A 13,892-nucleotide genomic window follows, 5' to 3' on the forward strand; every position below is an offset into this window, starting at 1 on the left:
TGATGTAATATAATAACTGAAACTACATTCAACTGAAGACGGACTGAGAGGTGTTATCTGTATGCGTGATTTTGTAACAAAGGCGCAGGACCGCATCAGCTTTGCAACCCATGCCCTGGGGGCCGTTGGTGCCCTTGTGGGCTGCGTGGTGATGGCCCTGCGGGGTGTTGCGTTGGGCGTGAGCGCCAAAACGTTGTGGGCGGCAATGGTGTTTTGCCTGTCTGCACTGGCATTGTATACCGCCAGCGCCATTTACCATTATTATCCTGGATGCGACACAACGGGCGGAGCAAAGCGCTTTTTACGCAAGATGGACCACAGCATGATCTACGTGCTGATTGCCGGAAGCTACACGCCCTTTGCCATGGTATTGCTGCCCCAGCCTACGGGCGTGCGGTTTTGCGTCGCGCTGTGGGCGGTGGCGCTTTTGGGGATTATCATCAAGTTGGCTTGGCTGAACGCGCCCCGGATTCTGTCCACGGCGGTTTACCTTGTCATGGGCTGGGCAGTTCTGTTTGTTGCAAAGGACTTTGCGTCGGTGGGCCAACCCTGCATGACGCTGGTGGCGCTGGGGGGCGTGTGCTATTCCGTTGGCGCGGTGTTTTACGCAATTAAAAAGCCCAACATCTCCGCGGAATGGACCTTTCACGAGCTGTTTCACCTGCTGATTCTCGCCGGGACGATGTTTCACTTTGCGGCAATTTATTGCTTCGTGCTCTAAGCCTGTCTCTGCCCATTCCGACGATTTTCGAACAATTTTTCCGCTCCTCTTGCCAAACATTTTGCAGCAAGGTATACTGCTTTTAAGTTTATCCGGCGCAAATGTCCTTTGATGAAAGAGCGGGCGCTGCCCTCGCGCCGTATAAGCAGAGCCGCATTGCCGACCGGCTTTCCCTGCAAGATATGGGCGGCTGCCTTATAGTATAACGAGAGGAGCAGGCACATGGAAACTCTGGAACCCTTAAAAATCGACGAAGCAGATGAAGTCGCCGGAGTGGAGGCCACGGAAGCGGGTAAGTCCGGGCGGCAGGAACATGCAGCCGGGGCGCAGCGCAAACGGCGCTTTTGGTTTCGCCCCTTACGAACGGTACGGCTGGTCTTTTTAGTCGCGGCGCTGTGTGCCTTGGTTGGCGTCTCGGGTTTTTTCGCCGGACGCTTCGGCGGCGGGTCGGAGAAGATCACGCAGCTTGACGCGGTGATTCTGGAAAACCGGCTGGAAGAAATCAGCGAGCTGGCAAGCGTCAGCTGGTCCTATACGAACATGGCGCAGTTTGAAAACAAAAACGTATTTTACGGGATGACACTGCCCTTCACCACCAAAAAATTTATCCTCACCTACGATGGAGAAATTAAAGTAGGGGTGGATTTGCGCAAGGCGGCGGTGGACATTTCCGGCACAGAGATACACATCCGCCTGCCGCAAGCGGAAATTCTCTCTCATGAGATTGACGAAAACAGCGTGGAGGTCTTTGATGAGAAATCCTCCATCTTTAACCCCTTTACCGTGGAGGATTTTACCGCCTTCCAGTCCGACCAGAAGGCCGCTATGGAAAAAAAGGCTGTGGAGAAAGGGCTTTTAAAGGAGGGCCGAGAAAAGGCCGCCGATAGTGTACACCTTCTTCTGGGCGCGGCGCTGCCGGAGGGGTATGCACTCTCGATTGACTGAGACAGCACCGATTTACAACAAGCGCAGCCGCCACCGGCGGCGTGAAAACAAGGGCATGGGGAAATTACTTCCCCATGCCCTTTCAGCTTTTCCGCACACCTCGGCGGGAGCGGTCGCCCCCTGTCTTATTTTATAAATTCCCCCAAAGCCTGCACCAGCTCTTCCCGTCGCACAGGTTTTGAGAGATGGGCATTCATCCCGGCGGCCCGGGTTTCCCGTCGGTCATGCTCAAAGGCGTTGGCGGTCATGGCGATGATGGGAATGCTTTGGGCATCCCCCCGCCCCGAGGAACGGATGGCCTTTGTCGCTTCGATTCCGTTCATCACTGGCATGCGAATGTCCATCAAAATCGCATCGTAATAGTCCACTCCCCCGGCAATATAGCACTCCAGTGCCAACTTTCCGTTCTCCGCGTGGTCCACCAGCATTCCACCCATGGAAAGCATTCGCTTTGCAATTTCCGTATTGATGGGGTGATCCTCCACCAGCAAAATCCGCTTTCCCGCAAGGGCCGTTGGGGGCCCGCGCCGGACGGACGCTTCCTCCGACTCTTCCGGCGGATGCCCCTTGGGCACGGTGATGCACACAGTAAACTCGCTGCCTCGGCCCAGCTCACTTTTGGCGAAGACCGTGCCACCCATCTCTTCCACCAGTTTTTTCACAATGGCAAGGCCCAGCCCCGTTCCAAGCTGGGGATGCTGATAGCCGGTGTTCTCCTGCTCAAAGGGCTCGAACACCCGGCCGAGAAATTCCGGACTCATGCCGCAACCCTGATCCCGGAAGACAACGGTACTGGAAATTTTGTCGTCTCCGCAAAGAGCGTGGCGTACGGTGCAGAATATTTCCGAGCCGGGCCTTGAAAACTTCACAGCGTTGCTCAAAATATTGATGTACACCTGCTGGATACGCAGCCTGTCTACCACCACGTACGGCACAATGCCGCTTGCATCCAGATGAAAACGAACTCCCTTTTCCTCCATGCGAGGCATAATCAGCGCCTGGATATCCTCCAGCAGCGCCCTCGTGTTCACCGTTTCGGGGTGCAGTTCGATGTGGCCGGACTCAATCCGGCTCATATCCAGCACGTCGTTAATCAGCCCCAGCAGGTATTCGCCGGACACCTGGATTTTATCCATCATTCCCATTGCCTCGGAATCCATCGTGTTTTCCCGTGCCAGTTGTGTCAGCCCCAAAATGGCGTTCATGGGGGTACGGATTTCGTGGCTCATACGGGAGAGAAATTCGCTTTTCGCCTGATTTGCCCGGCGGGCTTCCTCCAGCGCAGCGCGCAGTGCTTCGCTGCGGCGGCGCTCTCTGACAAAGGCGTCGGTGCAGTCCGCCATGGTACAGCAGATGATATCGCTTTCCCTGTCCAGCCAGACAAAGGAATAGCGCAGCCGCCGGATTTCTCTGGCGCCGCTGTGGCAGTCGGCATAGACGGTATATTCCACGTTGGCGCTGAGCCGGGCCCGAATTTCACTGAAATAAAGACGGCTCAGCGTCTCCTCCAAATTGTCTCCGGCAAAAGAGTCCCTGACAACGCCAAGCAGCGCCGCCTCTGCCTCCGGAATCTCCCGAATGCAGTGGTCCTTGTCCTGCGACGCAAAAATCCGCGCGGTGTCGGTATTCAGGTCGATCCGCAGAATCATCAGGTATTCCCGGCGGATGACGGTATCCATAATCTGCTCCATAGACTTCTGATCGTCGATGTCAAAGGAATAGATGTTGGCCTCCACGTCGTTGGTCACGGGGTTTTTCGTGATGTCCACCCGCACCGTCAGCCAGCGGAACATGCCCCCAATCCGGCAGTTGCGCTCAGAGGTCATCGTGGTCGTCCCCTGGGCATAGGCAGCCAGCAGAGCCCCGCGGTTGAAGCGCCGGCCGAATTCCTCGCACTGCTCCGGCGCAGCGGTACGTTTTTTCATGGCCGCGAACAGGGCGTCTGCGGTTCCGTCCAGTCCCTCTAAAATGTCCGGACACAGGGCAGGCCCCATCTTGCAGGTGTTTTTCGTCAGATTCAGGCGGGCCGAAACCAACGCATTGGACACCAGCGCGCGCATGCGCTCATTCTGCCGCTCATACCGCTCGATCTCCCGGTGAAGCTGGGTGCACACCACCCCGGTGCACAGCACCCGCGTCCGGTTTCCCTCCGCGTCGTACAAAGAGGTCATTTTAATCTTACTCCACTGAATGTCCCCGCTGGCCGTGCGCTCCCGCACCTCGCAGAAGGCAAAGGGTGCGCCTTGATCAATGGCATCAATCGCTTTTTGCAGTCTTGGAATATCCTCCTCAAGCGTGATGTTCTGGGCAAACCAGGACTGGGGATAATTCTTCAGCACTCTGGGCACCCCAAACAGCGTGCAGGTTCGCTTGCTGGTGATCAGCATGCGGAGCGCTGGGTCATAGATCCAGTAGTCTACGTCGGCATGGTCCATCGCCGCCTGAAGCATGCACTCGTTTTCCTCCAGATTTTCCTGAAGGCGTTTAAGCTCGTCCACATCGCTGAATATACCGTAGTAGGTCCGTCCGTCGCCCATCCGGGGGGCCGGGGATGCTTTCAGCGTAATCCAGACATAGTTCCCGTTCTCCCGCAGAATGCGGAAGGTTGCTCGAATGGTCTCCCCTCCCTGCTGACAGCGGGCGAGCTGTTCCCAAAGGGCCGCCCGGTCATCGGGATGGACGTTCAGCATTGGGTTGACGATTCCGCCCATCTCCGGCGCGGAATAGCCCAGCATTTGATAAAAGCCCGTGTTGAAGTAAAGCGTTTCAAAGCAAGCCTTCTCGTCCACCCGGAAGGAGCAGATGCCGCCGGGCACCAAATCCATCATGTTTCGAAGCTGCCCTTCCCTTTCCTGCGCCTCCCGGACCAGGGTGCGTCTCCGGCGGTTGCCCCACAGCAGCAAAGCAAGCCCCTCTGCCAGCAGCACAACAAGTCCCACAACCAGCAGCACATGGGGATATTGGACGGCAGCTTGTAAAAAAGGCTGGTCCGCCGCCCGGGCGGCGGGTGCGTAGAAAAAAAGCAACACGGCAGGGAGCGATATCCCTATCGCCCTCCCCCATGCCGCACCGCCTTCTTTTTGTCTGCGTCCCATAATTTCTTCGCCTTTCCAAGGCCCATCCTGCCGGTTCTCAGGAATGTTCCCTCTGACGGACGGACCCATGCAGCGTTTATTTTTGAAGGCTTGCCTCCACCTGAAGATAATAATCCGCAATCATGTTTACCGACGACTCAATGCCGATGGTGCTGGAGAGCACCAGATCAAAGCACTTTCGATCGCCCCACTTTTCACCAGTGAAGTGAAAATAGTAGTTGGCGCGGTTTTTATCGGTTTTCAGGATCAGTGCCTCCGCCGCCTTCTGGTCCAACTTACGCCGCTCCATCACCCGCCGGATGCGGCCGCGCATGGGTGCCTGCACGAAGACGTTTACGTGAGGGCCCTTTTCCTGAAGCACATAGTCCGCGCAGCGGCCCACAATCACTGCACCGCCCTGTGCGGCAATATCACGGATTACCTCGGACTGGGACAAAAACAGTTGATCCGCCGGAGGCAGCAAATTCACGCTGCCCGACCGCATTCCCATGGAGAAGTTCGCTCCCGAAAAGGAATAAAGAAAGCTGCTGACGGACTGCTCATCAAGCCCTGCCAGATATTCCGGGCTGAGGCCGGATTTTTCCGCCGCCAGCACGATCAGCTCCTTGTCGTAATAGGGCAGCCCCAGCTTTTGGGCCGCCAGCTTCCCAATTTCCCGGCCTCCGCTGCCAAACTCCCGTCCGATGGTCATTACCATTTTGTGTTCCATATCCTTGCTCCTTCCGGCAGAGAACTCAATTCTTTCCCTGCGCCGTTTCCTCTTTTGTCTCCTGTATAATATCACGGATTCCGGGAAAAAAACAATCATTTTCACCGTAGGGCACGGAAAAAACCGAGACGCCCTCTCCAGAAGGGGCCACGGCCAGAGTTTGCCAGAACCAGAAAAGTTCCGTCTCCGAGAGGTAGAAATGGTCGGGATTAAAACTGCGGCGCAAAAGCCGTCGCCACCCCTCCCGATACCGGGCCGCTCCGGCCCTCTCCCGCCGCTCCATCTCCGCTTCCGCCTCCCGCAAAAGCGCTTTTTTCCATGGGTATTTTTTGGGAAAACAGTCAGATAGCGGAATCGGCGCGCCGGTAAGCAGATTCCATGTGTCACCGTGTCGTCTTCGCTCCATCCGCCCGTTGCATCGCTCCACGGATTCGGTGTACAGGCTCAGAACACCCCCACCGTTGCAGGTGACGGAATAGGTGAGCCGGGCGGAGTCCTGCGGAATGGGCGCACTATTCTCCATGGCCAGGCGACAGGCTTCCGCCGACTGGGGAAAAAGCCAGCGCTCACAATAGCGCAGATAGGCGCGGGCGTAGAGCTGATAGTACCGCGCAAGTCTGCGGTCCGTCCGCGCTCCTTCTCCCACCGGTCGGGGGAGAGACAAGTCTGCGGTGAGCACGGGGATTCCATCCACCGTCCACTCCCGCTGGGCAACAAACGGTTCCAGCTTTATCTGATCGCGCATGGCAGCCTCCTTCTCAGGTTCAAGACGGCGAACGCTCCCCGCCGGTCGAAATGATTCATGCTCCAGCGTATGCCGCCGGGCTTCAGGAGGTGCTCCGCCGCCCGCCGCCAGAGCAGGTCCAAAACCAGGCTTGGGCGGGAATTAAAAAAATCAACATCTCCCCCTTTACTTTCATGCTGTAAAATAGTAAAATGAGCAATCAGAAGTGCGGCAACCTGCCGCCTGCATTTGGAAAGGAGCCAGTCATGGTCAAGATTGGAAAAAAAGAAAAAAACGGAGAGCTGTATAAAGCAATTCTCCTGCTGAAAAATGAAGAAGAGTGCTACAACTTCTTTCAGGATTTGTGCACCGTTTCGGAGTTGCGGGCCATGGAGCAGCGCTTCGAGGTGGCCACGCTGCTGCACGAGGGGCTGATTTATAACGACATTCTGGAACGTACCGGAGCGTCCAGCGCCACCATCAGCCGGGTAAATCGGTCGTTGAGCTACGGCTTAGGCGGATACGAAGTGATTTTCGAGCGTCAGGACAAGAAATGAGCTGCTACCAGTCTCTGGCCGGGGCTTATGACGCGCTGATTGTCGATGGGGCACACCGAAAGCGGGCGGCCTATCTTCATCGCCTGCTGCAAAAGGAGAAGCAACGCGTTGAAACGGTGCTTGACCTCGGCTGCGGCACCGGCACGGTCACTTGCCTTTTGGCGGCACTGGGGTATCGGATGATCGGCGCGGACCTATCGGAGGAAATGCTGACAGAAGCCGCCCGCAAGGCGGAGGCCCTGCCTGAAAACCAGCGACCGCTGCTGATTTGCCAGTCTATGAACCGCCTACGCCTGACGGAACCGGTGGATGCCGCCGTGTCCACTTTGGACGCGCTGAACTACGTGACGAGCAACGCCGCCATGCGGGAGACACTGCGCAGGGTGTTCAAATGGCTGCGTCCAGGCGGTCTGTTTGTATTTGACGTGAACACACCGTATAAGCTGCGGCGAATGGACGGAGAGGTGTATACCGACGAGACGGAGGATTCCTTCTGCGTCTGGCGTACAGCTTTTTCTGAAAAAACCAAGGTCTGCACCTATGGGGTAGACCTGTTTTCTCTGCGCCCCGACGGGGCCTGGGACCGCGCGTGGGAAGAGCATCGGGAGCGAGCATGGGAGGAAACTGAACTGCGCCTTCTTTTGGAGACGGCGGGCTTTCAGGAGATTCACGTCACCGGCGACCTGCGCCAATCTCCCCCCTGCGCGGGCGAGGATCGGGTAATTTTCCGCTGCCGCAAGCCGGAGGGCAGCCAAAAGCAACCACAAACGCAAAAAAGGAGCAATGCATGAGCGATAAAATTGTACGAGCAATTTCGACGGACGGCTATATCAAGGCCTCGGCCATCTCCAGCCGGGATTTAACCGAGCGGGCGCGGAACATTCACCGTACCCTGCCCGTTGCCACAGCGGCCTTGGGCCGCGCTCTGGCGGCAGCTTCCATGATGGGCAATGCTCTGAAGGAGGACGGAGCCAGCGTTTCGCTGCAGTTCCGAGGCAGCGGTCCGCTTGGCCTTGTAATGGCCGTGTCAGACAACGAGGGAAACGTCCGGGGTACGGTAGACAATCCCGCTGTGGATCTGCCCCTTCGCTCCGACGGCAAGCTGGATGTGGGCGGGGCCGTTGGCAACGAAGGAACCCTCACCGTCATTCGGGATTTAAATATGAAGGAACCGTATGTGGGCAGCGTGGGCCTGATGGGCGGTGAGATTGCCGAGGACTTGGCCGCCTACTTCGTGGAATCCGAGCAGATTCCCTCTGCTTGCGGTCTGGGCGTGCTGGTGGACCGGGATCAGAGCGTGCGCGCCGCAGGCGGCTATCTTGTCCAGCTACTGCCCGGCGCGGGCGAGGATACCGTTGCTCGTGTGGAAAGCGGCCTGCTGGCCGCTGGAGCTGTTACGGCGCTTCTGGAGAAGTATCCTGAGCCTGCGGACCTGCTGCGGGCGGCGCTGCCGGAATTTGAGATAGATATTCTGGAAGAGCGTCCTATTGAGTATCGCTGCACCTGCTCGAGGAAGCGAATGGAGCGGGCGCTGATATCCATGGGCGCTGCGGAGTTGCGCAGCCTGATCGACGATCAGGGCGGTGCAGAGCTGACCTGCCGCTTCTGTGACAGTGTACAGACCTTTACAAAGGCGGAGTTGGAGACGCTTTTAGCTTCTGCGACGCGCTAAATATTCCACAATTTTACAAATTAAAAAATCTTTTTAAAAATTTTGTTATTTTTAGTTGACAGATCGAGGACCTTTTTGTATAATAACTTTTGCCGTCTGACGAGAGCGAGCGGCATTCGGGAGCATAGCTCAGCTGGTTAGAGCACCTGCCTTACAAGCAGGGGGTCACTGGTTCGAGTCCAGTTGTTCCCACCACCTCAAGCTCTCTGCAAAAGGTCCTATGGCCCGGTAGTTCAGTTGGTTAGAACGCTAGCCTGTCACGCTAGAGGTCGACGGTTCGAGCCCGTTCCGGGTCGCCATTTTTCCGCGGGAAGCGTTCTTCCCGCATATGCCTTCGTAGCTCAGTCGGTAGAGCAGAGGACTGAAAATCCTCGTGTCATTGGTTCGATTCCGATCGAAGGCACCATTTGCGGGCATAGCTCATCTGGTAGAGCGCCACCTTGCCAAGGTGGAGGTAGCGAGTTCGAGCCTCGTTGCCCGCTCCAAAACTGAATGCCCACACCCTTGTGTGGGCATTCGGTTTTCTAACAACTTTCAAATTTTGCTGGACTTTTTCCGGCGCTTCGTATATACTATATAATATCATGGTGACATAGCCAAGTGGTAAGGCAAGGGTCTGCAAAACCCTCACCCCCGGTTCAAATCCGGGTGTCACCTCCAGAATGAATCTCAGGCAAAGGTACAAAGGATTGTGCCTTTGCCTCGGATTCTTATTCAAAGGAAAAAACAGCGAAGAAACCGCCATAGTGATGGCGCATAGATCTGCACTCCGATGCAGTCTCCCCGTCAAGTCCGTGCGGGGCCGTGAGGAAGTATCATTATCAATCGGCGTTTCATCGCAGCTTCTCAGGTCACGCTCCTCTCTAGGAGCGATTGCCTGTTAGGAATCGTTGCGCCTCGCCCGGCGTCGTTCCTAGTGCTGGCCGTCCTCGCGGTACAGCCCGTCGATTGTCTTGTTCAAATTCTTCGCTGTATGGCCAAAGCATGAGTTTATACACAACCAGAAAGAATGCGCTTTCGCGCAACAACTTTTCTATAATTGTGGACAATAGCCGGTGGTGCGGCTATTATCGAATAAAGCACTTTGGATTTTTTCAAGGTGCAGGTGCGTTTGAGGTAAAGGGTTCTCTCCGAAAGGGGAGGGCCTTTTACTTTACCTCAAACATTTATGTTACAACGCCGATGGGGGCCGTTTGGCCAAAGCAATCCTTTAGAAAGACGCTTCTTCGGCGTAATAACCGTATGTACTTTGCAGTACCCCGTCATTCTAACGCCAAACTGGACAAATAGCAAGAAATATGTGGAATTGAAAACGAAATTAGGAAAAATATCTTTTCCACGCTGCTTCTGTGCTTGCAGTGATCTACCGTCTAGCCTTGCGACGTGGCCGGTCGATATAATCCAGAAGGCGGAATAACCATGCAATCAGCGTTCCAGCGCCGACCGTGCATAGAAGAAGCGACATCATTGGAGCGCTTTGATCTCGTCGTCCGCTGCATGGCGGGATTCGCTGGTACAGTAAAACGCATCATCCACATACAGGATGTACGGGGCAGCTCCGGCCAAAACCAGATCCGGGTGCCGCCGCTTCAGCTCGAAGTGATGTCCGTTGATCGCACCGCTCTTTACAGTCTGCTCTCTCATAGGATTGTTCTTTCTCCCCGTTTGCCCGGTAGGTCAGGCTATTATTTATTTCTCTTAGCCCACTTAATCTTCGGGGCAGGCATTCGATTAATGATTGACCTTCCAGTCGATCCATGCGCTGTATTGCTCTCGCGTCATCGGCTCCGGCGAATCTGTTTCGATATAATCCTTCGGCCCGAAGATCACCAGCGCGCTGGAGAGGAAGTCTGCCTGCGTGATAACTTTTGCCGGGCTATGTCCATCGCTGCTCGGAACCTCAATACGGTAGAGGAACAGATTGCTGTCATAGTACCAATCAGACTGGATATAACGCTCCTCGGCGTCAGTCATCTCAATCTCGTTGATGTATTTTGCCAGCGCACCGTGCGCCTCCACACGTACCGGGGGCTTGTCCCAATCTGTAATGTCGCCCAGAATCAGATCCGCTGCGCAGCATCCCTTGCTGCTAAAGCCCATGCTCGATACTGTGCCATGATATTTGAAAAGACGTTCCATTTGATTACCCCTATCTAGTTTTCATTCGATCCTCTATAACCATAATATACAAGATATAGAGTTGATATTCAATTGATTGTTCTTACAAATTATTAACCTTAAATCGTTCATATTGTCCACTTTCAAATGTTCATAAAAGCTGATATACTGGCAAGAGGAGGTGGATTTCGTGATTGTTTACAAAGACATCCTTGGAAAGCTTTTGGAGGCAGGATACACGACATATCGAGTTCGTAAAGAAAAGCTGCTTCCAGAAAGCACCATGCAAAAGTTACGTAGCGGTGGCACTGTCACCACAGAAACGATTGACACTCTTTGCCGGTTACTGCACTGCCAGCCGGGCGATCTGATGGAGTACGTGGAGGATGAGTAGCCCAATCCTTTTTCTTTCCTCCTGTAGGTAACAAAGCTCTTGGTCATAAAGCGAGCCGCCCTTCGGAAGTGATTCTTCCGAAGGCCGCCTGTTGATGCGGGCACAATTATAAACAAACTGCGTAATTTACAGTGGCTTCTATAGCCCGCATTATATGGATAATACACCGCTCAGTTAATGCGACAACAGATAATAGAAAGCTGATTGAATATTATAACACTACATTTAATCAAAATTACTCAGCATTTCTTTCATTTTTGAAAATTTGATCCATTCGTCCTCGTTCAAAATAAGTCACAATAAAATGTCTTAAAGTTTCAATATTGTGACGTTTGGAAGATGTTATTGAAAGTTTTTCTGCCAAATTCATTAGTTCTGCCTTGGATTTAAAAGCTGTCGTATCTTGCAAAAACAGTAATAATTCTTCACTGTTCATCCCTGCCATCTGCTCTATAAGCGCATCATCAATAGTGCAAGTTTTTTCTATTTTGGCTGTACCATTTTGCTCTTCTGTACGCAAATCTATTTTTGTGTTTTTCTGAGCCAGGCTGTACAATTTATCCAGTGCTTCTGTCAATGGTATGTCATCAAATAGCTCCAATATTTTTGCACACTTCTTTAAAATTATAACAATTTCTGAAGATTTCATATTATTTTACCTCATTTCACTTTGGCAATAATTTCATCCACAATACCAAACAAATACTCTGATTGTTTTTTTGCATTTTGATTAGAACGAGGTAAATCGTCGTATGCAAATACCCTTATATTAATTGAGGCAGCTGCAGATATACCATCTCCATCAGTGAGATAATTGGTAAAGACTTTATTTGAGAATTGTTTCTTAATGCTATCTATTGTTTCTAAGTGTGTTTGCTTAGGCCTACCGCCATATTCATCCACCATATTAAAAATTATTCCTGCAAATTTTGTCGGAGTATATGCTTCTTCTAAACCTGCATAAGCGCACATTCCATTGAAATCCTTGTTAAAATCGTCCATAAAGTTACTAATTAACGAAATACCAGTAGTTGACAAGAAATCCGGAATGGCAGGGACAAGATAATAGTCGCTAGTAAAAAAGGCATTTTGGGTGACCAAATTAACATTAGGTGGGCAATCTAAAAATATGTAATCATAATCTTGTTTGACTTGTGATAATAACTTATGTAATATTGAAATCTTATCGATCTCAAAACGTGTATCTTCCTTGTGGTCTTTTCCTGCCTTATGGTTTCTTGCTAATTTTAAATCGAGTAAAACTAAATCTTGATGTGAAAGTACAATGTCCAAGTCTGTATATACTTTGCCGGGTGAAGATACAATTAGCTTTTTTTGTATAACGTTATTAGATGAGACTTCCTCATTATCAAAATATCCATCAAAAACATTTTTCAGTGTCTTCATGCCATTTTTGTAGGTGTTGTCAATGTATTTCTGTAAGCCTAATGATAGGAAAGATAAATTGCATTGTGGGTCAAGATCAACGACCAGAACTTTTTTATTTCGTAACGCTAATCCAGCTGCAACATGTAAAGTTAGCGTCGTTTTTCCTACTCCACCTTTCCAATTTATCATACTAATTGTTATTGCCATTTTAAACACTCCTTTTGTATTAAATATAGATTTAATCTCACAAGCGTAGCTATCCATATTAAATAGCACATTATTCACATAACGCACAACATAGTGAATTGCACAGTTTTGCTATTAATGGAACTTCAACGGTATGTTTGAATTACCAAAATTAGGATACACCAAAATAACGCCAATATCAACAAGAAAAGCGCCCTTGGGCAGTTTTAGTCCCAAGGGCACACAATTACCAAAGCGATGTTTGATTGTCAACCGCCGTGGCTAGAAGCTGCGGCGGTGTTTTTTTGAGTAACATTTGATAGGCAGCCGGATCTATCATCCAACTGTTTATTTCATCTTTTGCCAGTACCAGCGGCATCCGTGGATGGATACCACGTACCGATTCGTTTGCCTCCGTGGTCAGAATGCAGTAGCAATCTTTACCCTGTCGTTGGTCATAGATACCGGCCATATAAATTGGCTCAGCATCGGGTAGATGGAACAGATGCTTTCGCTTGTCCGTACTCCATTCAAAGAATCCGGTGGCGGGGATAATGCAGCGTTGCGTGAGTACGCTGTTCCGAAACAGAGGCTTTTCCTCTACGCTTTCTGCGCGGGCGTTGATGACCAGTGACTTCTGGGTCTGGAATCCCCACCGCATAAGATCCGCTGTTGTTTTGCCCTGCCGTTCCACCAAAACGGGCGCTTGCACTGAGGGGCATATCTCACCCGGTTTCCATGCATTCCTTCCACAGCGTTGTTCCACCTCTTGAACAATTTTCTGAATTTCTTCGCACTGCTCCGCCGTAAACTGATACCTTCCACACATTCTTCTTCCCTCCTTGCCGGTGCTTACATAATTTTTATACCGGATATAGTATAGCACATTTGGCAGACATCTATTGCAGCAAGCAAAAATAGCAAAAAGTACCTCTTGAAGTCTTAGAACATATGTACTACTATGGTGAGGCACGAAGGGAGCGCAGTCCGAAGGAATGCAAAAATGAGAAGGTTCAATATGACACGTAAAATTCTTCATGTAGATCAGAATTGTTTTTACGCATCTGTAGAGATGCAGCGGCATCCGGAGCTGCGGAACAGACCCCTTGCGGTCTGCGGCAGTCAGGAGGATCGCCATGGAATTGTGCTAACGGCGAACTATCTGGCAAAACCTCGCGGCGTGAAAACCGGGATGGCTATCTGGCAGGCAAAGCAGTGCTGCCCGGATCTGGTGACGTTGCCGCCTGATATGCCGGAGTATATACGCTTCAGCAAAATGGCACGAGAGATCTATGCCGACTACACCGACCAGATTGAACCCTTTGGCTTGGATGAAGCATGGGTGCGCCCGTAAGTCGCAGTAATGCGGCGCGGGTAGAATG

The 13,892-nt window shown here is 52.1% G+C and carries 14 protein-coding genes, 5 tRNA genes and 1 pseudogene; 12 read left to right on the forward strand and 8 right to left on the reverse strand.

The features are described from left to right. The first annotated feature begins 61 nt into the window (after positions 1-61). Together RT018_RS13070 and RT018_RS13075 are read left to right on the forward strand one after the other, a co-directional pair. Positions 62-721, forward strand: a complete 660-nt coding sequence (locus tag RT018_RS13070; protein ID WP_312942683.1) for a hemolysin III family protein — start codon at positions 62-64, stop codon at positions 719-721. Between the two features lie 222 nt (positions 722-943). Then, positions 944-1,666 carry a DUF4230 domain-containing protein gene (locus RT018_RS13075; protein WP_312942685.1) on the forward strand — a complete coding sequence of 241 codons (723 nt, stop codon included), beginning with the start codon at positions 944-946 and terminating at the stop codon, positions 1,664-1,666. A gap of 125 nt (positions 1,667-1,791) precedes the next feature. Here RT018_RS13075 and RT018_RS13080 read toward each other — a convergent pair whose 3' ends face one another. The 3 genes from RT018_RS13080 to RT018_RS13090 form a co-directional block, all read right to left on the reverse strand. Beyond that, positions 1,792-4,761: an ATP-binding protein gene (locus RT018_RS13080; protein WP_312942687.1), complete on the reverse strand. Its 2,970-nt coding sequence runs from the start codon at positions 4,759-4,761 to the stop codon at positions 1,792-1,794. Positions 4,762-4,837: 76 nt separating this feature from the next. After that, the gene (locus RT018_RS13085) at positions 4,838-5,470 is read right to left on the reverse strand and encodes a cytidylate kinase-like family protein (protein ID WP_312942689.1); all 633 of its coding nucleotides are present in this window, start codon (positions 5,468-5,470) and stop codon (positions 4,838-4,840) included. A 25-nt stretch (positions 5,471-5,495) separates the two neighbouring features. Further along, the gene (locus tag RT018_RS13090; protein ID WP_312942691.1) at positions 5,496-6,215 is read right to left on the reverse strand and encodes a hypothetical protein; all 720 of its coding nucleotides are present in this window, start codon (positions 6,213-6,215) and stop codon (positions 5,496-5,498) included. A gap of 245 nt (positions 6,216-6,460) precedes the next feature. Between RT018_RS13090 and RT018_RS13095 the strand changes: the two genes are divergently transcribed. The 8 genes from RT018_RS13095 to RT018_RS13130 all read left to right on the forward strand — a co-directional run bounded on the left by RT018_RS13095 (position 6,461) and on the right by RT018_RS13130 (position 9,083). Then, positions 6,461-6,751 (forward strand): YerC/YecD family TrpR-related protein, encoded by a 291-nt coding sequence (locus RT018_RS13095; protein ID WP_312942693.1) that lies wholly within the window; start codon positions 6,461-6,463, stop codon positions 6,749-6,751. Beyond that, positions 6,748-7,542: a class I SAM-dependent methyltransferase gene (locus RT018_RS13100; protein WP_312942695.1), complete on the forward strand. Its 795-nt coding sequence runs from the start codon at positions 6,748-6,750 to the stop codon at positions 7,540-7,542. Before RT018_RS13095 ends, RT018_RS13100 begins: the two co-directional genes overlap by 4 nt. Continuing rightward, positions 7,539-8,423, forward strand: coding sequence for an Hsp33 family molecular chaperone HslO (hslO, locus tag RT018_RS13105; RefSeq protein ID WP_312942697.1), 885 nt, complete (start codon positions 7,539-7,541; stop codon positions 8,421-8,423). Before RT018_RS13100 ends, hslO begins: the two co-directional genes overlap by 4 nt. A 118-nt stretch (positions 8,424-8,541) precedes the next feature. Beyond that, positions 8,542-8,618, forward strand: a tRNA-Val gene (locus RT018_RS13110). Positions 8,619-8,645: 27 nt separating this feature from the next. Further along, positions 8,646-8,722: transfer RNA gene (locus RT018_RS13115), tRNA-Asp, on the forward strand. Between the two features lie 31 nt (positions 8,723-8,753). Beyond that, positions 8,754-8,829 (forward strand) — tRNA-Phe (locus RT018_RS13120). A gap of 3 nt (positions 8,830-8,832) precedes the next feature. Next, positions 8,833-8,908 (forward strand) — tRNA-Gly (locus tag RT018_RS13125). 101 nt (positions 8,909-9,009) lie between these two features. After that, positions 9,010-9,083, forward strand: a tRNA-Cys gene (locus RT018_RS13130). Positions 9,084-9,887: 804 nt separating this feature from the next. On the opposite strand, the gene RT018_RS13135 is transcribed toward RT018_RS13130, so the two are convergent. After that, positions 9,888-10,067 carry a hypothetical protein gene (locus RT018_RS13135; protein WP_312942699.1) on the reverse strand — a complete coding sequence of 60 codons (180 nt, stop codon included), beginning with the start codon at positions 10,065-10,067 and terminating at the stop codon, positions 9,888-9,890. Positions 10,068-10,154: 87 nt separating this feature from the next. Then, positions 10,155-10,562 carry a hypothetical protein gene (locus tag RT018_RS13140; RefSeq protein WP_312942701.1) on the reverse strand — a complete coding sequence of 136 codons (408 nt, stop codon included), beginning with the start codon at positions 10,560-10,562 and terminating at the stop codon, positions 10,155-10,157. A gap of 169 nt (positions 10,563-10,731) precedes the next feature. Between RT018_RS13140 and RT018_RS13145 the strand changes: the two genes are divergently transcribed. After that, positions 10,732-10,935, forward strand: a complete 204-nt coding sequence (locus tag RT018_RS13145; RefSeq protein WP_040664218.1) for a helix-turn-helix transcriptional regulator — start codon at positions 10,732-10,734, stop codon at positions 10,933-10,935. Positions 10,936-11,170: 235 nt separating this feature from the next. Here the strand turns inward: RT018_RS13145 and RT018_RS13150 are convergent, their stop codons facing one another. The 3 genes from RT018_RS13150 to RT018_RS13160 form a co-directional block, all read right to left on the reverse strand. Beyond that, positions 11,171-11,584, reverse strand: coding sequence for a hypothetical protein (locus RT018_RS13150; protein ID WP_312942706.1), 414 nt, complete (start codon positions 11,582-11,584; stop codon positions 11,171-11,173). 11 nt (positions 11,585-11,595) lie between these two features. Further along, positions 11,596-12,531 carry an AAA family ATPase gene (locus tag RT018_RS13155; protein ID WP_312942708.1) on the reverse strand — a complete coding sequence of 312 codons (936 nt, stop codon included), beginning with the start codon at positions 12,529-12,531 and terminating at the stop codon, positions 11,596-11,598. A 226-nt stretch (positions 12,532-12,757) separates the two neighbouring features. Next, complete coding sequence (locus RT018_RS13160) at positions 12,758-13,339, reverse strand: SOS response-associated peptidase (protein ID WP_312942711.1); 582 nt, start codon at positions 13,337-13,339, stop codon at positions 12,758-12,760. Positions 13,340-13,528: 189 nt separating this feature from the next. Between RT018_RS13160 and RT018_RS13165 the strand changes: the two are divergent. Further along, a pseudogene (locus RT018_RS13165) lies at positions 13,529-13,855 on the forward strand (DNA polymerase IV); the annotation flags it as partial. Positions 13,856-13,892 lie beyond the last annotated feature (37 nt).

This window comes from Oscillibacter sp., assembly GCF_032060045.1.
Lineage (GTDB): Bacteria > Bacillota > Clostridia > Oscillospirales > Oscillospiraceae > Oscillibacter.